The sequence below is a fragment of the Streptomyces sp. NPDC058470 genome (genome assembly GCF_042721055.1).
Lineage (GTDB): Bacteria > Actinomycetota > Actinomycetes > Streptomycetales > Streptomycetaceae > Streptomyces.
The window spans coordinates 1-19,048 of sequence record NZ_JBHXMF010000081.1; the positions used below are offsets into that span (position 1 = coordinate 1).

Consider the following 19,048-nt stretch of genomic DNA (forward strand, 5'->3'; position numbering starts at 1 on the left):
GGGCCCCACCGAAGTCCTCGACGTCTCACCGCCAACCATGCACGAGCTCGTTAGGCATGGAAGCCGTACGGATAAATTCCGGAATCGCTTTCCACGCCTCATGGATGAGGCTCCCTCAGGTGAATATGAGACGTACTCATAAATTGTCCACGAGCTTCCTGGGCGCAACGCTCCATTTGTTGCGACCCGGATGTTTCTGCGTATGAGAAAACGCCTAAGATGTGCTTTTTTCAGACTCGTGGACAAGGAGTGCGCAGTGCTCCTGGGAGGACGGACCGTGGTCCCGGTGTCACCCGTTGGGCGCGATGAGCACCTTCATGACCTCCGCGGAGCGGAGGGTCTCGATCGCCCGCAGTGCCTCTTCGACCGGCGCGATCTCCGTGGTGAGGTCGTCGACGCGGATGTCTCCGCGGGCGAGCAGTTCGATGGCGCTGTCGAACTCGGCGCCGTAGACGAACGACCCGCGGAAGGTGAGCTCCTTGACCAGAACGTGTCGGGGTCGAATCCACCACCGGGTCCCGCACCCACGTTGACCAGCACACCACCAGGGGTCAGCAGCCGGAGGGCTTCTGCTCTGGCCGCCGCACTGCCCGAACACTCGAACACCACACCCACCGTGGAGGTGTCGAGTTGGACGCCGGCCTGCGCCGGGCTCATGGTCGGATCGGCCCGTGAGGCCGGGCCGAAACGGCGGCGCTCCGGGGCCGACTCCACCAGGATGACGTGGTTCGCGCCCCGCTGGGCGGCGATGCGACATGCCACCTGCCCGATCGGGCCTCCGCCGAAGACCGCCACCGTGGTGCCCTTGAGGTCCCCGGCCAGTACCGCCGCACGCAGCGCCGTGGCAAGCCCTCCGACGGTCGCGAAGCTGCCCGTCGTGGATCAGTCGGCGGCCTGCGGGCACTTCACCGATCCGCCGCCTCGAATGCCTGGGCGACGGCCAGGCTGTCCTCATAGACGTGATGACGGGTGACAAGGCCGTCTTCGACGGTGAGATGCAGAGCGAACCGCGCGTGATACGCACGTCCGGTGGGCCGGGCGGTCTGACGGATCTCGCCGAGCACGACCGCGTCGCTTCCGTCGATGAGGACGCGTTCGACCTCGGTCGCCACACACTCCGGTAGGTGGTACTCGGCAAGCTCGCGATAGTGGGCGGCTGCGTCGGCGCGGGTGGACCGGTGACGGATCCACGGCGTGGCAGTACGGCTGTGCTCGGCCTCCGGCCAGTCAAGCTTCCAGTCGCCCTGCTCGGCATACAGCTCGGCGATGCGCTCGGGGTCGCCCTCGCCAATTCTGCGCAGCAACTCCTCAACCACGGTACGGGTGTTCGTCGGTGTGACTCTGGGCATGGCCGGCCTCTTCGTTCTGGTCCGCGTCTTCCGGCGCGGAGAGATCACCAAGCCTGCCAGTGCGGGCGTGCCGAGACGATTACCTCCGAAGTAAGGCAATCGGCGCGTCACCAAGATCGCCTTTCCGGGTGAACCGGTGTGAATCGCCACGTCTCCTCGCCCTGCGCGTGGGTGCGGCAGACGCGGCGCGGGTTATGGCGGATCGTGGGCGCCACTACAGGATCCCGTTTTTACGAGGGTGTCTCATGTGGCAAGTTTCGCGAGCTTCTTGTAGTAGGTCAGGGCGGTGGCCAGGCCGGGGAAGGCGGGGAGGCGCGAGCCATTTGGTTCGTATCGGACGGTGAGGCGGCTCGTTCGTATCGGATGGTGAGGCGGCGGTAGCCGAAGAGCCAGGCGATCGACCGTTCGCTCTTCCAGCGGTGCCGACCGAGGCGTTCGCCGGACTCGATGCCGGGCCGCGCGATGCGCGCGACGAGCCCGCGCTCGCGCAGCCAGGCCAGGTGTCCGGCGGAGAAGTACGCCTTGTCCGCGCGGAGTTTGGCGGGTCGACGCGCCGTGGTCCTCGGCGGGACCGGACGGCGGGTATGCCGCGGATGAGCGGTTTGAGGGCGAGGCTGTCGTGCATGTTCGCGCCGGACACGGCGACGGCGAGCGGGATGCCCTGGGCATTGGACAGCACGTGCAGCCTGCTGCCCTTCTTGCCACGATCGACCGGGTTCGGCCCGGGCGGCGATCCCCCTTTTGGCGCGAACGGAGGCCGCGTCGACGATCGCCGAGGTCCAGTCCACCTCGCCCTGCGCCCCGAGTTCGTCCAGCACCGGCCGGTGCAGCCGACGCCACAGGCCGGCCTCGGTCCCTACCGTGCAGCGGCGATGCGCGGTGGCGGGCGACGTGCGGAACGTCGGCGGCAGATGCCGCCAGGCACAGCCGCTGGTCAGTGCGTACACCACTGGCGTGAACACGGCTCGCTCGTCACACGGAGCGGTCCCACCATATTGCGGACGAGCAGCGAAGCGAACGAGGCCGACAACGGGGCGGCCGGCTCCCAGAGTTCATCAGGAACCAGACGCTTCGATAGATCAGCACCCACGACCGGCATCACGCCGCACGAACATCAAGTCACGTGGGACAACCTCTGACCGCCGTCTTTCAAGTGGCGTAAAGATCCCTTGACTTCGGTGAATTGCGGCAGTCATATTAATGATCCAAAGTGGCGGCGGAGTCGGTCAACCCATACATCGCGTGATGCGGTGAGCGCATTTCCGGGATTGCCCGACTTGGCTAGAATTCTGCCGCTTTTTGACGGGCGACGGTCCTTGGTATCGGTGTGGATATCAATGCCTGATTGTCACGATGCCGGATCCCCCAAAGGTGATAGACGTGTCCGTATTCCGCCCGATTTTCCGTAGATCGGCCGCAGTGGTGGCAACTGTGGCGGCTCTGACCGCCGGCATGACAGGAGCTTCGGCCGCCGAGCAGGCCTCGGCCGCCTCGCCCCGCACCATGCCGGCGCACGTGTTCGCTCCGTATTTCCAGAGCTATCGGCCCGGTGACCCCGCGGCGCTGGCCAAGGAGTCGGGCGCCAGCTACCTGACCATGGCGTTCGTGCAGACCGAGGAGCCCGGTTCCTGCGAACCGCTGTGGAACGGCCTGCCCGAGACCCCGATCTCCGCCTCTGTCTACAGCAAGGAGATCGCGAAGCTCAGGAGCCGGGGCGGAGATGTCGCTGTCTCCTTCGGGGGCGGCGCCGCCAGTGGGCTGGGCACGGACATCGCGGACAGCTGTACCGATGTCAGCCGTATCGCGGCCGCCTACGAGAAGGTCATCACCACCTACGGCATCACGAGGCTCGACCTCGACGTCGAGGGGACGTCGCTGAACAACACCGCAGGGGTCGACCGGCGCAACAAGGCGATCGCCCTGGTGGACGAGTGGGCGAAACGGACCCATCGCGAGGTCCAGTTCGGCTACACCCTTCCGTCGTCGCCGACAGGCCTGGAGCCGAACGGCAAAGTGCCGCTGACCAATGCCGTGGCCAACGGAGCGGATATCGACCTCGTCAATATCATGACCTTCGACTATTGGGACGGCAAACAGCACGACATGGCCGCCGACACCTTCACCGCGGCGGACAGTCTCGTCGCCACCCTGAAGGAGATCTACCCCGACCGGAATTCGAAGCAGCTGTGGGGAATGGTCGGTATCACCGAGATGATCGGTCTGGACGACTACGGGTGCTGCGGCGAGACCGGCCCGCCGGAGATCTTCACGCTCGCCGACGCCAAGGCCGTCACGAAGTGGGCGGGGGAGAAGGGCATCGCCTCCCTCTCCTTCTGGGCCCTGGGCCGGGACAACGGTGACTGCCCCGGTGTGCACGACGGCACCTGCTCCGGTGTGGAGCAGTCCGAATGGGACTACACACGGACCATGCGCTCGTTCACCCACCGCTAGACCGCTGGCTAAGCCTTGATCGGTGCGGCCGACCTGGCGGCCTGCTCGATCTTGGCGCAGTGGGCTGCACGGGCTTCCTCGTCGATCTGCTCCTCGTATTCGGCGCGCACCCCGGTCCGGCCGTCTATGCCCTCGCGCAGGATATCGGCGTGCCCGGTATGCCGGATGGACTCGCCTAGGACATGGACCATGACGGCGAACAGGTTCGTGTTGGGACAAGGCTCCGGCCACCACGGCACGTGGCCGGGGGCGTCGAGGGGAAGCTCATTGATCGTCGCGTCCGAGTGTTCCCACGTGCGCCGGTAGAACGCGATGATCTGATCGAGGGTCTGGTCCTCGGTCGCCCACAGGTCTGCCCCGGTGGAGTCCTGCCACCGGGGCAGCGGTTCCGGGGAAGGGCGGTCGAAGACCTCGCCGAAGTACCTGGCCTCGATGGTGGCCACGTGTTTGACCAGGCCGAGGAGGTTGGTCCCCGTCGCTGTCAAAGGTCGGCGGGCGTCGTATTCGGACAAGCCGTCGAGTTTCCAGAGCAGCGCCTTGCGGTCCCGCCGCAGTCTCCCGTGCAGGTTGTCTTTCGCGAATTCATCGATCATGCGGCATGAGCCTGCCATGGGCCGCTCGTGGTCTCAAGATCCGGTACGTGGTCCGCAACGACTGGCAGAGCCGAGGCCTGGCCATGGCCGCCGCCCTGGCCTGCTACAAGAAGATCGCGACGCTGCGGGTGGACCCGCACGCCGTCCGGTGCGCGAGCCCGTCCGGGCAGTGTCGTGGGGGAGCTGCGCCCCTGTGCAAGCACGTACTGAATGGCGAGGTCTACTCGGCGTCGAGCTGGTGGGCGGCCCAGACATAGCTTTCGGGGAGCAAGTCGGTGACAGGAACGGTCCGGACGTGGTCCTCTTCGCCGACGATGACCTTGAGGGCGGGGAAGTAGTCGAGAAGGACCTGACGGCACCGGCCGCACGGAGGTACCACCCCTCGCTCGCGGTCGCCCACGGCAACGATCGTGTCCAGCTCGTAGATGCCCTGGGCGGCCGCCGCACCGATGAGCACCAACTCGGCGCAAGGCCCTCCGGTGAAGTGATAGGCGTTCACCGCCGTGACGATCCGGCCGTCCGGGGCGCGGGCCGCGGCTGCCATGGTGTGGTTGTCGCCCTGGCAGCGAGTGCGGGCGACGTGCGCCGCGGCATCGATGAGTTCGTGGTCGACGGGATGGGTCTGCGTGGTCATCTTCTCTGCCTTCGTCAGGTGTCAGGCGACGTTGACCCCGCGTGCCGATGACGTGCAAGCGAATATCGGCGGTGTGCCTGTTCCGCCCGATGACAAGTTCGACCAGGACTGCTGGATCCTGCTGGGCACGGCCCGACCGAGGACGCCGTCGCCACGGACCGATACATCGACAACCACGCCACCGTGGAGCGGATCGCGACGAGTGTCCATGCCCACGGTGTCTGCGTCATCATCGACGAGAGCACTCGGCAGCCCACCACCCCCCAGAACATCAGCCTCTGGCACCACACGCCCGTCGGCCAGGCCGGCCTCGACCAGCTCCGCCTCGGCGCCCGCTCCCTCGCCCACCGAGGACACGGTGCCCGCCCTCAGCGCGGCTGCCGACCCCGACAACTGACACGAACAGGGCCGGGCCCGGCTCCCGCCCGGTCCGGCCCTGTCAGGATGTCCGCCTACCGCACGGCCGCTGCCGCGATCGCGCGGTAGCGGAGAAGGGGGCCCGGAACGGGGCCCGACGGCGTTGCGCCGGTCCTCCGTAGGGCCGCCCGCCCCGATTACCGGTCAGCCGGCGGCAAGGAGCTGGAGCGTATCGACCACGCGGTTCGAGAAGCCCCACTCGTTGTCGTACCAGGCGACCACCTTGATGTGGCGGCCCTCGACGCGGGTGAGAGCCGAGTCGAAGATCGACGAGGCCGGATTGCCCGTGATGTCGGAGGACACGAGCGCGTCGTCCGAGTACTCGAGTACGCCGGCGAGCGGTCCCTCCGCCGCGGTGCGGTACGCCGCCAGTACGTCCTCGCGCGTCACGTCGCGGGCGACGGTCGTGTTGAGCTCGACAATCGATCCCACCGGAACCGGCACGCGGATCGAGTCGCCCGACAGCTTGCCCTCAAGGTTCGGCAGCACGAGGCCGATCGCCTTGGCGGCGCCCGTCGTGGTCGGCACGATGTTGACAGCGGCGGCGCGGGCGCGGCGGGCGTCGCGGTGCGGACCGTCCTGCAGATTCTGTTCCTGGGTATAAGCGTGCACCGTCGTCATGAAGCCGTGTTCGATACCGGCAAGATCGTCAAGCACTGCGGCCAGTGGCGCAAGAGCGTTGGTCGTGCACGAGGCGTTCGAGACGATCGTGTGCAGGGCCGGGTCGTACGCATCGGTGTTGACCCCGAACGCGAGCGTGACATCTGCGCCGTCCGCCGGCGCGCTGATGAGTACCTTCTTCGCGCCGGCGTCGATGTGGGCGCGGGCGGCCTTGGCCGACGTGAAGCGGCCGGTCGCCTCAAGCACGATGTCGACGCCGAGCTCGGCCCACGGCAGCTGAGCCGGCTCGCGCTCGGCGAGGACCGTGATGCGATGGCCGTCGACAATGAGGGCGTCCCCGTCGACAGTCACCGGGCGCCCGAGCCGGCCGGCCGTCGAGTCATAGGCGAGCAGTCGCGCAAGGGTGGCGGGCTCCGTGAGGTCGTTGACGGCGACGACCTCCAGGTTGCTGTCGCGTTCAAGCAGCGCGCGCAGCACGTTGCGTCCGATGCGGCCGAATCCGTTGATGGCAATGCGAGTCATGAGTGGTGTCCCTTCTTGTTCGTCATCAGGTTGTCACGCGGCGTTGACCGGTGACAGTGGCGTGATCGCCACGGTACGCAAGGATCACGCCACGTGATGGTGGCAGGCTACTCACCCTGGGTGAACGTGCGCCGGTACTCGCTCGGCGTGGTGTCGAGGATGCGCTGGAAGTGCAGCCGCAGATTGGCACCGGTGCCGAGGCCGACGTCGGTGGCGATCTGCTCGACACTCCGCTCCGAACGTTCGAGGAGCTCGCGGGCCGCGTCGATGCGGGCGCGCATGACCCACTGCATCGGCGTGTACCCGGTGTCTTCGGCGAAGCGTCGCGAGAACGTGCGCGGTGACACCGCCGCGTGCCGGGCGAGCGCTTCGAGGGCGAGGGGCTCGCCGAGCCGGTGCAGCGCCCACTCCCGGGTGGCGGCGAACCGCTCGCTGAGCGGATCGGGCACCCTGCGAGGTACATACTGCGCCTGGCCGCCGCTGCGGTAGGGGGCCGCGACCAGGCGCCGGGCCGCGTGGTTCGACGCGGACACCCCGCGATCGCCGCGCAGGATGTGCAGGCACAAGTCGATGCCCGAGGCGGCGCCGGCCGACGTCAGCACGCTGCCCTCGTCGACGAACAGAACATCCTCGTCGACCCGAACGAGCGGGCGCTTCGCCGCGAGTGCCCGCGTGTAATGCCAGTGCGTGGTGGCGCGCTTGCCATCGAGCAGCCCGGTGGCAGCGAGCGCGAAGGCACCCGTCGAGATGGCTGCGAGTCGCGCGCCGCGCTCGTGGGCGGCGATCAGCGCATCGATGACGGCCCGCGGAGGGTCGTCGCGATCCGGGAACCGGTAGCCGGGGACGAAAACGGTGTCGGCCCACTCAAGCGCGTCGAGCCCGTGGGCGACGTAGTACGACAGGCCGTCGCCGCCGGTCACGAGACCGGGTGCCGCGCCGCACACCCGCACTTCGTACGGCATGCTCGCGCGGGTCGTGAACACCTGGGCAGGAATGCCGACATCGAGGGGCTTCGCGCCTTCGAGCACGAGGACGGCGACGTGATGCAGGGATGGGGCTGGCACGAAGAAGAGGGTACGCGGGGGTCGCAGCGCCAGGTTCCGCGAGCCGGGCGGAGCCCCAGTGACTCCACTCTGATCCCCGCCGCATCTTGTGCGCTTGTCATGCGGCGGGGTGCGCAGCTTGCGAATTCTCCCGCGATGGGGAGGGGGCGAAGGAGTGGTGGTGTGGTGCCGGTGAGCCCGCTGGCCGTCCTGGCAAAATGGCGGCATGGAACGTGTGCTTGGAATCGGTGGACATTTCATGCGGGCTGCCGATCCGGCGGCCCTGAACGCGTGGTACCGCGATTGCCTGGGCCTGGATGCCGATGAGAACGGCCTGTGGCGTCAGGGAGCCGGGCCGACGGTGTTCGCGACGTTCGAGTCCGAGACCGACTACTTCGGGTCCCGCGCTCAGCAGACCATGCTCAACTTCCGGGTGCGCGACCTGGACGCGATGCTCGCGCAGTTGCGCGCCAAGGGGGCGGACGTGGCCAAAGGAACGCAGGACATGGAGGGCGTCGGTCGATTCGGCTGGGTCACCGATCCTGAAGGCAACCGGGTCGAGCTGTGGCAGCCCGCCTGACCGCGTCCTCACGCAGGCGGTGACAACCTCGTGGGCGCGCGTACTACGGGGCGATCCCCACACCGTTGATCCGGCTCCAGGACTTTTCCTGAGATGCCGTCATGGCCGGCCACGACAGCCCGCCCGGCCGGGGCAGGACACGAGAGGCGTAGCGCGACGGGCGGAAGTCGGAGCCGTAGAAGCACCCCGTGCCGTAGTCGCGGTCGAAAGAGGCACACGATGACGCGACGGACTGCGACGTAGGCTTCTTCCCCGTGCGTACCCAGGAAGCCAGCGCGGCAATGGAGTTGGCGTACTCCGAGTCACTCAGTGCGCTGTGCTCGCTTTCACTGGTGAAGGTCTGCACGAGGTTCTCCTCGCGATGTGCGCCCTCAAGAGTCGCCCGGTACGCAGCCTCGTGTTCGACGAATGCGGTGGGGTCGTCGATGGCGTGCATGGTGAGTACGGGGATCGAGACCTGCCCGGTGAGATCGCTGTCGTAGGACAGATCACGCCGGGCGTCGGGATCGGCGGAGAAGCGCTCGACTCCCGCATTCAGTGCCCTGTCGTCGTGTGAACCGGAGTACCGCACGCCCTTGTTGCTGAAGGGATTCCGGTCGCCGAGCCGGTTGTGCACGATGTCCCGGAAGGTGAACACGGAGAAGCGCAGGTGCGATTCCAGCGTCCGCTCCGGGATGCGCGTGACCGCGAGAATGTCGTCAAGGTTGCGTTGCTGCAGTGGGGTGCGCTCCTGTGGAGCCGAGGCATATCCGGTGCACTCCTGTAGGCGATCCCGCAGGCCCGCTGTCGTAAGGGTCGACGTGGGACGAAGTCCTTGCCACAGCGGGTACTGAGCCTCGGAGGGGCGCGGAAGGTTTTGGCAGTAGTACTGATAGACCACCCGCAGATCAACGCGGTAGTCATAGCCGCGCGAGCCGCCCGCCAGCACACCGCTGGTGAGCAGAGCGCCGTCGTATGGGCCGTGCTTCTTGCCGTACACCTCCGCGACCTTGGCGGCGACGTTCCCACCCCAGGACTGACCGTGCACGTACGTCCGTTTCGGCTCGCCGAACTCCTCCACGAACAGACGGCGCAGATTCTCCGTGTCGGCAGCCGCCATCCGGGTTCCGTAACCACCTCGGCGGTAGGACGAACCGGCCCAGGCATATCCCTGGTCCACCATCACGGACCAGCGATCCAGGTCGCCGATGCTCCGCTCCGGATCCGACCCCTCGCCCAAGTCGGGGCCGCCGTGCGCATGTACGACCAGTGAGCCGTTCCAGTTCTTGGGCACGGCGATCGCGTAGTAGGCCCCGTTGGCGTCCTGGCCGGTGTAACACGTGGCCTCGCTCCCCACCCTCGCGGGGCACGCAGCCGGCCCGGGGTGCAGCTGGGTGGCTTGGGCAGGGCTGATGCCGCTCAACGACCCGACGACGCCCGCGATGCCGGCGGCCAGTGCCACGCCACGTCGCACGAGGGATCCGGTGCGGGAAGGTCTGTTCCGACTTGGGCTGGGCACAGCAACGCTCCTGAATCCAGTGGCGCTTCATCGCGCCGAGCGCTGTGATGCTAGGAACACACCGGCGCCCGCACCATTGATCACACAGTTCTGTTCATACTGTGCACGCGCCCGTGCGGCAGAGGCTGCCCTGGGAAAACCACAGGTGTTTACGCGGACCTCGTCGTGAGATGCATGCTGATCATGGGGTGATCGCGATGGCGACCAGTCGGCGTTCGCGGCCCAGGGCGTGGTCGAGGAGGTGGACCAGGCGGTACATGAGGAATCGTCGCTTCATCATGTCCTGGACACGAGCGGTCTCCGCGGGATCGAGGAGCCGGCGCGATGGCCAAGACGCTGGATAAGTCGGCGGGAACGCTCCAGCGGTCAGTCCTACGACGTGACCCTCCAACGCCGGCTGTGGTCCCTCTCCGAGGAGCTGACCGGCATCACGTTCCAGTGGTAGGGCCAAGCCGTCACAGCTTGCGCCCCACCCTCCCGTCCCCCAGGTGCAGTCGCCGTCCTGCGCCGTCCTGCCCTGCCTGGGACGCTGTGCACATCAAGTGGTGATCGAAGCACGCGCCCTTGTGGCCCCGTACTCTTTGCGCTTTCTTGATTCACATGACGGAGACCACTGGGAAGTCAGTGTCAGGGGAGTCCATCTCCCAGCCGCGCAAGTCGAGTTGGAAGTACATCGGACCCGGCATCGTCGTCGCCGCGACGGGAGTCGGCGCCGGTGACCTCGTCGCGACGCTCGTCGCGGGCAGCAACTTCGGTTACACCCTGCTCTGGGCCGCTGTCATCGGCTGCGTGGTCAAGATCTCTCTCGCCGAGGCGGCCGGCCGCTGGCATCTGTCCACCGGACGCACTCTCTTCGACGGCTGGGCGAGCCTGGGCCGGTGGACGACGTACTTCTTCGTCGTCTACGTGGTCATCTGGGGCTTCGTGTACGGCGCGGCGGCGATGTCGTCGAGCGCGCTGCCGCTGCAGGCGCTGTTCCCCGACGTCTTCCCGGACTCCTGGTCGATCAAGCCGTGGGCGGTCATCTGCGGCCTGGTGGGCCTGGTGTTCGTGTGGTTCAACAAGTACGAGGTCTTCGAGAAGGTCATGACCGTGCTGGTGGGCGTGATGTTCGTCGTCACGGTCTACCTGGCTATCCGCGTCACCCCCAACCTCGGCGACGCCTTCGCCGGCCTCCTTCCCGTCCTCCCCGACGAGAAGGACTCGATCCTCAACACGCTCGGGCTGATCGGCGGGGTCGGCGGCACCATCACCCTTGCCGCGTACGGGTATTGGGTCAACGCGAAGGGCTGGACGAATACGGGCTGGATGAAGGTCATGCGCCTCGACAACCGCGTCGCGTACATCACCACCGGCATCTTCGTCATCTCGATGCTCTTCGTCGGCGCGGAAATCCTGCACTCGTCGAACATCGCCATCGCGAGCGGTGACAAGGGCCTCATCCAGTTGAGCGACATCCTTGCGGCGGAGTACGGCGCGGCGACCGCAAAGTTCTTCCTGATCGGCTTCTTCGCCACCTCCTTCACCTCGCTCATCGGCGTCTGGCACGGCGTGAGCCTGATGTTCGCGGACTTCGTGGAGCGCTATCGCGGGACCGGGACGACCGGGGAGGAAGTGGCGTCGGGCACCCGGGAGAAGTCCTGGCCGTTCCGTGCGTACCTGCTTTGGCTGACCTTCCCGCCGATCGTCCTGCTCTTCCAGGGCCAGCCATTCCGCCTGGTGATTCTCTACGGCGTCCTGGGCGCCGCCTTCCTCCCCTTCCTCGCCCTCACCCTGATCTGGCTCCTCAACTCCTCCCGCACGCCCGGCGAGTGGCGCAACGGTCTGCTCAGCAACGCCATGCTCGCCATCGCCGGGCTGCTCTTCCTGGTCCTGTGCGTGAAGCAGATCTGGGACCAGCCGTGGGCGGACTTCTTCTAACGCTCAGCCGAGTCCGGGCCACTTCGCAGACGTGGCAATTCCCTTGAGCAGGTTGGGGTGCTTCTCGCATCAGGACGGCGGTGGCTGCGGGCTCACTGCTCGGGCCGGTTCACGCGGATCAGTGAGCCTTTTCAGCGGTGCCGCTCCAGGGTGAGGACGGCTGCGGCGATTGACGTCATTCGATTCGGGCTGCACCGGGATCTGCGGAAGATGCGCCAGGACTTCAGTCGTGCGATGCGATGCTCGACCGGTGCCCGGGCCGCGGACAGCGCGTGGTTGACGGTTTGCTGAGTCGGTGTGAGCTTGCGGTCAGGTGGGTGTTTGAGGGGTGTCGTTACCCACGAGTCGACTCCCATGTAGGCGGGGTCGGCGAGGACAGGGATGCCCTGGCGTTCGCAGATCCGGATGATCCGGTGGGTGTGGGGCGCGGTCAGGTCGTGGGCACGGCGGGGCAGCGCGGGCGAGGTGCACATCAGCCGCCCGACCGGCTCGGTCACCACCTGCACGTTCACCCCGTGACGGCGGTGCTTGTGGGAGTAGTCGGCCCAGTTGTCGCCGACCCGGTCGCCAACTACCGCTGAGTGGAGTGGCCGCCTGCCATCGAGCCCGGGCTGTTGACCTGCGGTTGCGTGAGTCGGCGGCGCGGCTGGGGAAGGGGATGCTTCGGCGGGCACGTCCGGTTTGTGGGGGCCAGTAGAGGAATTCCTTCCTCCAATTCTGCTCGGGCGCATCCCTGATGTCCTCGCACGTCCACTGAATAGCCGCGGCACCGCCAGCCGTCCTAGCGTTGGGGATGGCCAGGCACAGGTTGCTTTCCGTGTTCCACGGCCTGGAACTGGAGTGGGCAATCCACTGCTGCTCCTTGTGGCCGCTCTCGCAAGGCCATTGGGTAACAGCTTTCCCCAAGGGGTGGCTCGCTCGCCCCTCCAGCAGCCATGCATTTCCGGGTAGCAACGTTATTGGCGGTGTACGTCGCTATGGCGCCAGGAACTAGGGTCCGTTCCCATTTCCGCTCGTCATGCCAATAGCCCTTGGTGTAGAAAGTGCATTCATCTTGGATCACAGGTGCCGCGTTCTCGGAGCCGCCGTCTGAAATCTCGAGGCGTTAAGGCTATGACCCTTAGATACCGGAAAATCTCCCTCGTGCCAGAACGTGGTCGCGCTGACCGGTTCCTGGTGCGACTTATTCAGGGGTAATTGATAATTCGGGCGTCGGTGTAGGTGTGTTCGCGTGCACCGAAAGTGATCGAGAAGTGCGTCCTGCGTGGCCATTCGACCGACACCAGCGCCGGGCGGGGCCCGCAACACCACCGGCCGCCTCCGCGCCGGGAACAACTCCTCGAAGTTGGCATCGGCGAACGCCGGTCCAAGGACGTCACGCACCCGCATCGCCAGACACCGCCTTCGCGAACACCACGCGAGCCACTCGCGCAATCTCCTCCGGGATCTCCGCCAGATCTACCCCGTGCAACGACACGAACCCACCCCAGAAGTACGATTACGGCCGCACAGCCCCGATGGGGGCTGTGCGGCCGTAGTCACGAAGGCCCTCGCGGATTCACCAACACCGTCCGGCGTTCGGATGGGGCCCACAGGGTGTGGCCGGGGGAATGATCGGGGGAGTTCGGAGCGTGTGCTCCGGCTACGCGTTGGGGTCGAACGGGATGCCGGCGGGCTCGGTCAGGGAGAGGTTGTACTGGAAGTCGCCGTCGTCGATCTTCAGCGTGGCGTCACCGAAGTTGGCGCTGATCAGCTTGTCGCGGTAGCCGGCCGGGTAGCCGTCCCAGCCGACCAGCCGCGGGTAGAACCAGCCGCCGGTGGCGTTCTCCGGCGGCTCGTCACCGGAGGTCGCGAAGCGGAAGTCGTGGGACCCGATCGAGTCCTTGTGGTAGACGATCTTCGGGTGCGTTCCGTCGAAGGTGATCGAGGAGGCGGGGAGGAGTTGGTAGGTGTCGTGCTGCGACACCGAGACATACTGGACGGCGTTGTTGTAGATCCAGACCACGACATGCTCCCAGTCATGGGTGTGCCCGATGGGCAGCACATCGACGTCCTGGTCCTTCTCGAAGTAGCTGGCGTACATGACCGCGCACCAGCCGTTGTTGCACTTCTCGCGGGAGTACGTGTTGTCGTTGTTGAGCTGGGCCATGTCGTGGCAGTTGCCGTTCACGGCGCCACCGAGCGACAGTCCGGGATTGATGCTGCCATCGGCACCGATGGCAGCGGTGGAGTAGCAGCCGTCCGTGTCGAAGTCGTAGGCCGGGGAGAACGTCTGCTCCATGGCGTCGGCGTTCTGCGGCAGGGCTGTGAGGACGTTGGCACTCGCGGTGCCCGGTGCGACCAGGACCAGGGCGGCGGCGCCCACGACGGTCGCGATCGCGGACCGGCGGAACGGCCAACCCCGGCGCTCGGGGCGGGGCGCGGCTTCCCCCGGGTCCCGCTCGGGGTTCACCTTCGATGACAGCTTGTAACGCACACCGGACTCCTCAACATCAGCGGGGTGAGCAAGGCCCCTCGCCCGGGATGCCTTGCGTCGAGATCAATGGATTCTGCGCGACGGAAAGGGAAACACTTGCCGTATCGGAAGGGTCCTTTTCAACCGGCGTGCGCACGTCATTCACTTGGCGCGGCGTTAAGCTATCCCGAGGGGACGCTGAGGGCAAGAGAAATTCCCGAGTTAATCAGTTTCCCGAATAGGGCATTACGGATATTCCGGAACCGGAGGCGACGATATGTGCGCCGCGAATCACATATGACCAGCTCGCGCATGGTTCGACAGCTCGACGCGTGAGTCAAGCGGAGACGGTGGGTAGGGCGAAGGTCCGGCGGCTCAATCCTCAAAGAGAATACACAGATATCGCTCAGCGGTATCGTGTGGAAGTGCAGAGCGACGCGGGGATCCTGTGAGAATTCAGTGATCCATGATGAGTAAATGACGGTGATCGGAAAGGGCACGGATTGGAGACGGCCTTCCCGCCGACCCTGTCCTGCCGGCCGAGTGAGCACATTCAGGGTTCCAGGGTGAGGACGGCTGCGGTGACTGACGTCATTCGATTCGGGCTGCACCGGTCTTTGCGGAAGATCCGTCAGGACTTGAGGCGGGCGCTACACCCCGTTCCAGCGGTGCACACGCTGTCGAGAGCGCGCGGTTGACCGTTGCCTGGGTTGGTGTGAGGTCGGGTCCGGGCGGGCGCCTGAGGGGTGTGGTCACCCAGGAACCGGGACTCCGCCCGAGGCCGCCGACGTTCAATTCCGGCTGGGGCTGCCCCTCCCCGAGAACGACGGCCCCGGTCGTGACCTCGATGCAGGAGTCGGCTCAGGTGGCCACAGGCCGCACCTTCAACCACTCACGCAGCGTCATACCAGGGCTTGTTCGCCGCCCAGTGCCTGACCCAACCGGCAAAGCCCGCCTCGGCGGTCGTGAAGCCCGAACTGTGCTCCGAAGGGGACGGCACCAACGTCGCTGATGAGCCACACGTGCCCTCGATGAGGGCCCGTCACGATGAGATGCCAGTTCATGGCGCAGCCGTCGGTGCCCAGCACGATCGAGCCATGGTCATAGACCTGCTCAAGGGTCGCATCGACCTTCTCGGACGGATCCGAGTCTTCCTCCCACAGCCACGTATCCGTCAGGGGGAACGGCTTGTCCAGATCGCGGTCGTGTTCCTCACCGCCCCAGTCGTCGGGCAAGTCCGCCAATGACAGCAGTCCGAACTCCGGCGGCCCGGAATACGAACCGTCCGTCATCTCGGCGACGACGGTCCGATACGGCTCGGGCAGCACGATCCCGTGCTCTGCTTCGAAGGCGTACACGGCCTCCCAGTCAAGAGCCGACCCACCGCTGTCATCGATGTCGAACGCCCCACGAAGCGCCGCCAGTTCGGCGGGGTCGGCGTGATCAACGTTCCTGCGGCATGGATACCACCCCGCTGTGACAACACCTCCCGTTCGGACTCGCCTCTCCGTCGGCACCGGGATTCATCGCCGTGCGCGCGGTGGTCACGCCGTGGTCGGGATGCCCAGCTCGGTGAGCAGGTCGTGCACGTGCTGTTCGATCTCGTCCCGGATCGGTCGGACGGCGTCGACGCCCTGGCCGGCCGGGTCGTCCAACTGCCAGTCCAGGTAACGCTTGCCGGGGAAGACCGGGCAGGTGTCTCCGCAGCCCATGGTGATGACCATGTCGGACGCCTGGACCGCCTCGGTGGTGAGGATCTTCGGGGTCTCGGCGGAGATGTCGATGCCCTTCTCCTCCATCGCCTCCACGACCGCCGGGTTCACGGCGTCGCCAGGAGCCGATCCGGCCGAGCGCACCTCGACGCGGTCGTGGGCGAGGTGGGTGAGAAACGCGGCGGCCATCTGGGAGCGCCCGGCGTTGTGGACGCAGACGAAGAGAACGGAGGGGCGCGGGGCGGCAGTGCTCATAGCGGGTGTCCTTGCAGACGGGCGGAGGCGAGTTCGGGCTCGGTGTGCGGGACGACGGCTGCGTCCTTCATGGCCACCGGACGTCTTCCGTACACCACCGCCACTACGCCCAGTCCGAGCGCGGCACCGAGCAGTTGAGCTGCGATGAACGGGGCCACGGAGGCCGGGGAAATACCGGCAAAGCTGTCGGTGAAGGCGCGGCCGACGGTCACCGCGGGGTTCGCGAAGGAGGTGGAGGAGGTGAACCAGTAGGCGGCTCCGATGTACGAGGCCACGGCGGCCGGAGCCACGGCGGCGCGGCCGATGCGCTCCAGGCCGAAGATGAGCAGGATCAGCCCGGCCGTGGCGACGACCTCGGCCAGCCACAGGTGCCCGGCATAGCGGTCGTGGGTGGAGAACGTCACCAGCGGCTTCGCGAACATGGCGTCGGCCAGAACTGCACCGCCGATCGCCCCGGCCACCTGCGCGGGAACGTACGCGGCGACCTCCCGCAGGGCGGGGCCGGTGTTGTCACGACGGCCGGTGAACCAGGCGGCGAGGGTGACGGCCGGGTTGAAGTGCGCACCCGAGACCGGCCCGAGCAGCGTGATCAGCACGGCCAGGCCGAAGACGGTGGCGAGCGAATTGGCCAGCAGCTGCACACCTACGTCGGCCGACAGCTCGGTGGCCTGGATGCCCGAGCCGACGACCACCGCCACCAGGAGCCCGGTCCCCAGAGCTTCGGCGGCGACGCGGCGGCCGAGCGGTGCACTCACGCACTCGCCCCGGCGGTCTGCGGCGTTGCCAGGAAGGCGGCGAGCCGGTCAAGGACGCCAGGCAGCACCCAGTAGTACACCCACGTGCCGCGGCGCTCGCAGTCGATGAGACCGGCCTGCCGCAGCAGCTTGAGGTGGTGGGAGATCGTCGGCTGGGAGAGCTCGAAAGCCGGGGTCAGCTCACAGACGCACACCTCGCCGCTCTCCCCGCGCGAGGCGATCATCGACAGCAGCCGTAGCCGTACCGGGTCGCCCAGTGCCTTGAACACCTTCGCCAGTTCCCCGGCGCGCTCCTCGTCCAGGGGGGCGACAGTCAGGCCTTCGCAGCAGGCGGCGTCCTGACCGATCACCACAAGTTCTTGTTTCGACATGCGTCTATGTTGACGTCTTTCGATCCAAGGCGCAAGGTTGCATCAACGAACGTCAATACAAGCCGTTCCGGGGCACCGCCATGCCCTGTCAGCCAGGAGTGAGTCATGAGCGAACAGTCCACCGACCTGCGCGAGACCGTCCGTCGGCGATACGCCGCGGCGGCCGTCCAGGTCACCGAAGGCGGCACCGCCTGTTGCGGGCCGCAGGCCGTCGAGGTCGACGAGAGCTTCGGCGCCACCCTCTACGCCGCCGACGAACGCGACACCCTGCCCGCCGAGGCCGTGGCCGCCTCCCTCGGCTGCGGCAACCCCACCGCCGTCGCCGAACTCCGCGACGGCGAGCGCGTCCTCGACCTCGGCTCCGGAGGCGGCATCGACGTCCTGCTCTCCGCCCGCCGCGTCGGCCCCAGCGGCAAGGCGTACGGCCTGGACATGACCGACGAGATGCTCCAACTCGCCCTGGCCAACGCCGAGAAGGCGGGAGCGACGAACGTGGAGTTCCTCAGGGGCACCATCGAGGCCATCCCGCTGCCCGCGAACTCCATCGACGTGGTCATCTCCAACTGCGTGATCAACCTGTCCACCGACAAGCCGGCCGTCTTCGCCGAGACCTTCCGCGTGCTGAAGCCCGGCGGCCGGATCGGTGTCTCCGACGTCGTCGCCGACGACACTCTCCCTCCGCAACAGCGTGCCGAGCGCGGCGACTACGTCGGCTGCATCGCCGGCGCCCTCTCCTTCGCCGAGTACCGCCAAGGCCTGGAAGCCGCCGGATTCACCGACGTCGAGATCACCCCGACCCACCCTGTCGCCGACGGTATGTACTCCGCGATCGTCCGCGCCGCAAAGCCGAGGACGGTGTGATGCCGGTCGCCCCGGCCCCGTAGTCCTGCCGGGCGCCGGGGGAGCGGGCCAACTGGCGGGGCGCGGTCGAACGGGCCCTCCCACCCCCACCGTCGGGAGGACCCATGTCGCTGCCGGGCTCCTGCCTGCCGCCGCTAGACGCTCGCCTTCGGTCTTGTGGCCGACGCGGCCGCGACGGCCACAGCCAAGGGGTCGCGGGCCGGGCGGTCGAGGAGGTCCGGGAGGTCGGTGGCGGTGCCGCCCAGGAAGCCGTGTCGGATGCCCGTGGCGATCGAGGCGAGCATGGGCGGCTGGAACGGCAACAGGCCCGGCGTCTCGTCGAGAAGCCTGCGCCGGTATTCGCCCAGGCTGATGGCATGGTGCGGGACCCCGAGCGGGTCGGCCACCTGTCCCGCCGTGATCGACGTGCCGACGAGCTCGTGGACGCGTCCACCGTGCTGTGTCGGATTCGCCGCAACGCTCGCCGCCGCATCGGCGAGATCCTCGCGCGCGACCGCGGCCAGCGCGCCGTCCCCGAACGCGGACTCCACACCCTTGTCGGTCCATATCAGGAGAGCGCCGAAGAGTTCGGCGTAGAGGCCATTGCGCAGGATCGTCCACGGCAGTCCGCTGGTCCGGACAAGGCGTTCGGTCGCACGGTGCGCGAGCGCGAAACCGAGATGGTCACCGGCACCGGTCAGGCTCGTGTAGACGACGTGCTGGACGCCGTCGCGGACGGCGGCGTCCAGCACCGCCGCGTGCCGCCCGACAACCTGGTCGTCCTCCGCAAAGCCGGCCGAGACCAGCACCAGGGTCGACACACCGGCGAGGTCGAGGCCCGCAGGGTCGTCGAAGTCGAGACGCCGCATGCCCTCGCCGGGTGTGCGGCTGCCGCCCGTCGCGACGACGCCGCGAGCGTGCAGCGCCGCAAGAATGGACGAGCCGAGGTTCCCGTTCGCTCCGGTCACCAGAATCATGTCAATCTCAATCTGCCGTCGTGGTTCTCATCAGTAACTACGCTTGATCCTTGAC

At 67.1% G+C, this 19,048-nt stretch carries 17 protein-coding genes and 5 pseudogenes; 5 read left to right on the plus strand and 17 right to left on the minus strand.

The features are described from left to right. Nucleotides 1–315: 315 nt before the first annotated feature. From ACFWP7_RS38295 to ACFWP7_RS38305, 3 genes and pseudogenes are all read right to left on the minus strand, one after another. Nucleotides 316–795 carry a zinc-binding dehydrogenase gene (locus ACFWP7_RS38295; RefSeq protein WP_384391778.1) on the minus strand — a complete coding sequence of 160 codons (480 nt, stop codon included), beginning with the start codon at nt 793–795 and terminating at the stop codon, nt 316–318. 110 nt (nt 796–905) lie between these two features. Further along, nucleotides 906–1,349, minus strand: a complete 444-nt coding sequence (locus tag ACFWP7_RS38300) for a nuclear transport factor 2 family protein (protein WP_384391780.1) — start codon at nt 1,347–1,349, stop codon at nt 906–908. A 243-nt stretch (nt 1,350–1,592) separates the two neighbouring features. Beyond that, nucleotides 1,593–2,439, minus strand: a pseudogene (locus ACFWP7_RS38305) (IS5 family transposase). A gap of 362 nt (nt 2,440–2,801) precedes the next feature. Between ACFWP7_RS38305 and ACFWP7_RS38310 the strand changes: the two are divergent. Next, nucleotides 2,802–3,800 (plus strand): chitinase, encoded by a 999-nt coding sequence (locus ACFWP7_RS38310; protein ID WP_384391783.1) that lies wholly within the window; start codon nt 2,802–2,804, stop codon nt 3,798–3,800. A gap of 8 nt (nt 3,801–3,808) precedes the next feature. Here the strand turns inward: ACFWP7_RS38310 and ACFWP7_RS38315 are convergent, their stop codons facing one another. Beyond that, on the minus strand, nt 3,809–4,393 hold the full coding sequence (locus ACFWP7_RS38315) for a DinB family protein (RefSeq protein WP_384391784.1): 585 nt from the start codon (nt 4,391–4,393) through the stop codon (nt 3,809–3,811). A gap of 5 nt (nt 4,394–4,398) precedes the next feature. Here ACFWP7_RS38315 and ACFWP7_RS38320 point away from each other — a divergent pair, with 5 nt between their 5' ends. Beyond that, nucleotides 4,399–4,650, plus strand: coding sequence for a hypothetical protein (locus tag ACFWP7_RS38320; protein ID WP_384391787.1), 252 nt, complete (start codon nt 4,399–4,401; stop codon nt 4,648–4,650). Here the strand turns inward: ACFWP7_RS38320 and ACFWP7_RS38325 are convergent. The 3 genes from ACFWP7_RS38325 to ACFWP7_RS38335 all read right to left on the minus strand — a co-directional run bounded on the left by ACFWP7_RS38325 (nt 4,614) and on the right by ACFWP7_RS38335 (nt 7,651). After that, entirely contained in the window at nt 4,614–5,027 is a 414-nt protein-coding gene (locus tag ACFWP7_RS38325) for a cytidine deaminase family protein (protein ID WP_384391789.1), read from the minus strand. The two genes, ACFWP7_RS38320 and ACFWP7_RS38325, sit on opposite strands and share 37 nt — an antisense overlap. A gap of 561 nt (nt 5,028–5,588) precedes the next feature. Beyond that, nucleotides 5,589–6,587 (minus strand): type I glyceraldehyde-3-phosphate dehydrogenase, encoded by a 999-nt coding sequence (gap, locus tag ACFWP7_RS38330; protein ID WP_384391792.1) that lies wholly within the window; start codon nt 6,585–6,587, stop codon nt 5,589–5,591. A gap of 107 nt (nt 6,588–6,694) precedes the next feature. Further along, nucleotides 6,695–7,651, minus strand: a complete 957-nt coding sequence (locus ACFWP7_RS38335) for a GlxA family transcriptional regulator (RefSeq protein WP_384391794.1) — start codon at nt 7,649–7,651, stop codon at nt 6,695–6,697. Nucleotides 7,652–7,856: 205 nt separating this feature from the next. Between ACFWP7_RS38335 and ACFWP7_RS38340 the strand changes: the two genes are divergently transcribed. After that, nucleotides 7,857–8,210 carry a VOC family protein gene (locus ACFWP7_RS38340; protein ID WP_384391797.1) on the plus strand — a complete coding sequence of 118 codons (354 nt, stop codon included), beginning with the start codon at nt 7,857–7,859 and terminating at the stop codon, nt 8,208–8,210. 43 nt (nt 8,211–8,253) lie between these two features. Here ACFWP7_RS38340 and ACFWP7_RS38345 read toward each other — a convergent pair whose 3' ends face one another. Beyond that, nucleotides 8,254–9,663, minus strand: a complete 1,410-nt coding sequence (locus ACFWP7_RS38345) for a hypothetical protein (protein ID WP_384391800.1) — start codon at nt 9,661–9,663, stop codon at nt 8,254–8,256. A gap of 645 nt (nt 9,664–10,308) precedes the next feature. Here ACFWP7_RS38345 and ACFWP7_RS38350 point away from each other — a divergent pair. Beyond that, nucleotides 10,309–11,628: an Nramp family divalent metal transporter gene (locus ACFWP7_RS38350; protein ID WP_384391803.1), complete on the plus strand. Its 1,320-nt coding sequence runs from the start codon at nt 10,309–10,311 to the stop codon at nt 11,626–11,628. A gap of 131 nt (nt 11,629–11,759) precedes the next feature. Here ACFWP7_RS38350 and ACFWP7_RS38355 read toward each other — a convergent pair. The 8 genes and pseudogenes from ACFWP7_RS38355 to ACFWP7_RS38390 form a co-directional block, all read right to left on the minus strand. Further along, a pseudogene (locus tag ACFWP7_RS38355) lies at nt 11,760–12,194 on the minus strand (transposase family protein); the annotation flags it as partial. 157 nt (nt 12,195–12,351) lie between these two features. Then, nucleotides 12,352–12,582: pseudogene (locus ACFWP7_RS38360) on the minus strand (RICIN domain-containing protein); the annotation flags it as partial. A gap of 688 nt (nt 12,583–13,270) precedes the next feature. Then, nucleotides 13,271–13,972 (minus strand): NPP1 family protein, encoded by a 702-nt coding sequence (locus ACFWP7_RS38365; protein WP_384391862.1) that lies wholly within the window; start codon nt 13,970–13,972, stop codon nt 13,271–13,273. 664 nt (nt 13,973–14,636) lie between these two features. Continuing rightward, nucleotides 14,637–14,848 (minus strand): annotated as a pseudogene (locus tag ACFWP7_RS38370) (IS5/IS1182 family transposase); the annotation flags it as partial. 127 nt (nt 14,849–14,975) lie between these two features. Then, nucleotides 14,976–15,480: pseudogene (locus ACFWP7_RS38375) on the minus strand (SMI1/KNR4 family protein). Between the two features lie 147 nt (nt 15,481–15,627). Then, nucleotides 15,628–16,050, minus strand: a complete 423-nt coding sequence (locus tag ACFWP7_RS38380; RefSeq protein WP_384391806.1) for an arsenate reductase ArsC — start codon at nt 16,048–16,050, stop codon at nt 15,628–15,630. Next, a complete protein-coding gene (locus ACFWP7_RS38385; RefSeq protein ID WP_384391809.1) occupies nt 16,047–16,805 on the minus strand; it encodes an aquaporin in 759 nt (252 codons plus the stop codon). The genes ACFWP7_RS38380 and ACFWP7_RS38385 overlap by 4 nt, the downstream gene beginning before the upstream one ends. After that, on the minus strand, nt 16,802–17,176 hold the full coding sequence (locus ACFWP7_RS38390) for an ArsR/SmtB family transcription factor (RefSeq protein WP_384391812.1): 375 nt from the start codon (nt 17,174–17,176) through the stop codon (nt 16,802–16,804). The genes ACFWP7_RS38385 and ACFWP7_RS38390 overlap by 4 nt, the downstream gene beginning before the upstream one ends. Before the next feature lie 105 nt (nt 17,177–17,281). Between ACFWP7_RS38390 and arsM the strand changes: the two genes are divergently transcribed. Then, nucleotides 17,282–18,037 (plus strand): arsenite methyltransferase, encoded by a 756-nt coding sequence (gene arsM, locus ACFWP7_RS38395; protein ID WP_384391815.1) that lies wholly within the window; start codon nt 17,282–17,284, stop codon nt 18,035–18,037. 134 nt (nt 18,038–18,171) lie between these two features. On the opposite strand, the gene ACFWP7_RS38400 is transcribed toward arsM, so the two are convergent. Then, nucleotides 18,172–18,993, minus strand: coding sequence for an NAD(P)H-binding protein (locus tag ACFWP7_RS38400; RefSeq protein ID WP_384391818.1), 822 nt, complete (start codon nt 18,991–18,993; stop codon nt 18,172–18,174). Nucleotides 18,994–19,048: the final 55 nt, after the last annotated feature.

Bases quoted from the DNA above. Each gene is read 5' to 3' on its own strand.
- gap (WP_384391792.1), bottom strand. From the start codon at position 6,587: ATGACTCGCATTGCCATCAACGGATTCGGCCGCATCGGACGCAACGTG.
- ACFWP7_RS38380 (WP_384391806.1), bottom strand. From the start codon at position 16,050: ATGAGCACTGCCGCCCCGCGCCCCTCCGTTCTCTTCGTCTGCGTCCAC.
- ACFWP7_RS38320 (WP_384391787.1), top strand. From the start codon at position 4,399: ATGAGCCTGCCATGGGCCGCTCGTGGTCTCAAGATCCGGTACGTGGTC.
- ACFWP7_RS38350 (WP_384391803.1), top strand. From the start codon at position 10,309: ATGACGGAGACCACTGGGAAGTCAGTGTCAGGGGAGTCCATCTCCCAG.
- ACFWP7_RS38315 (WP_384391784.1), bottom strand. From the start codon at position 4,393: ATGATCGATGAATTCGCGAAAGACAACCTGCACGGGAGACTGCGGCGG.
- arsM (WP_384391815.1), top strand. From the start codon at position 17,282: ATGAGCGAACAGTCCACCGACCTGCGCGAGACCGTCCGTCGGCGATAC.
- ACFWP7_RS38400 (WP_384391818.1), bottom strand. From the start codon at position 18,993: ATGATTCTGGTGACCGGAGCGAACGGGAACCTCGGCTCGTCCATTCTT.
- ACFWP7_RS38300 (WP_384391780.1), bottom strand. From the start codon at position 1,349: ATGCCCAGAGTCACACCGACGAACACCCGTACCGTGGTTGAGGAGTTG.
- ACFWP7_RS38340 (WP_384391797.1), top strand. From the start codon at position 7,857: ATGGAACGTGTGCTTGGAATCGGTGGACATTTCATGCGGGCTGCCGAT.
- ACFWP7_RS38390 (WP_384391812.1), bottom strand. From the start codon at position 17,176: ATGTCGAAACAAGAACTTGTGGTGATCGGTCAGGACGCCGCCTGCTGC.
- ACFWP7_RS38325 (WP_384391789.1), bottom strand. From the start codon at position 5,027: ATGACCACGCAGACCCATCCCGTCGACCACGAACTCATCGATGCCGCG.
- ACFWP7_RS38310 (WP_384391783.1), top strand. From the start codon at position 2,802: ATGACAGGAGCTTCGGCCGCCGAGCAGGCCTCGGCCGCCTCGCCCCGC.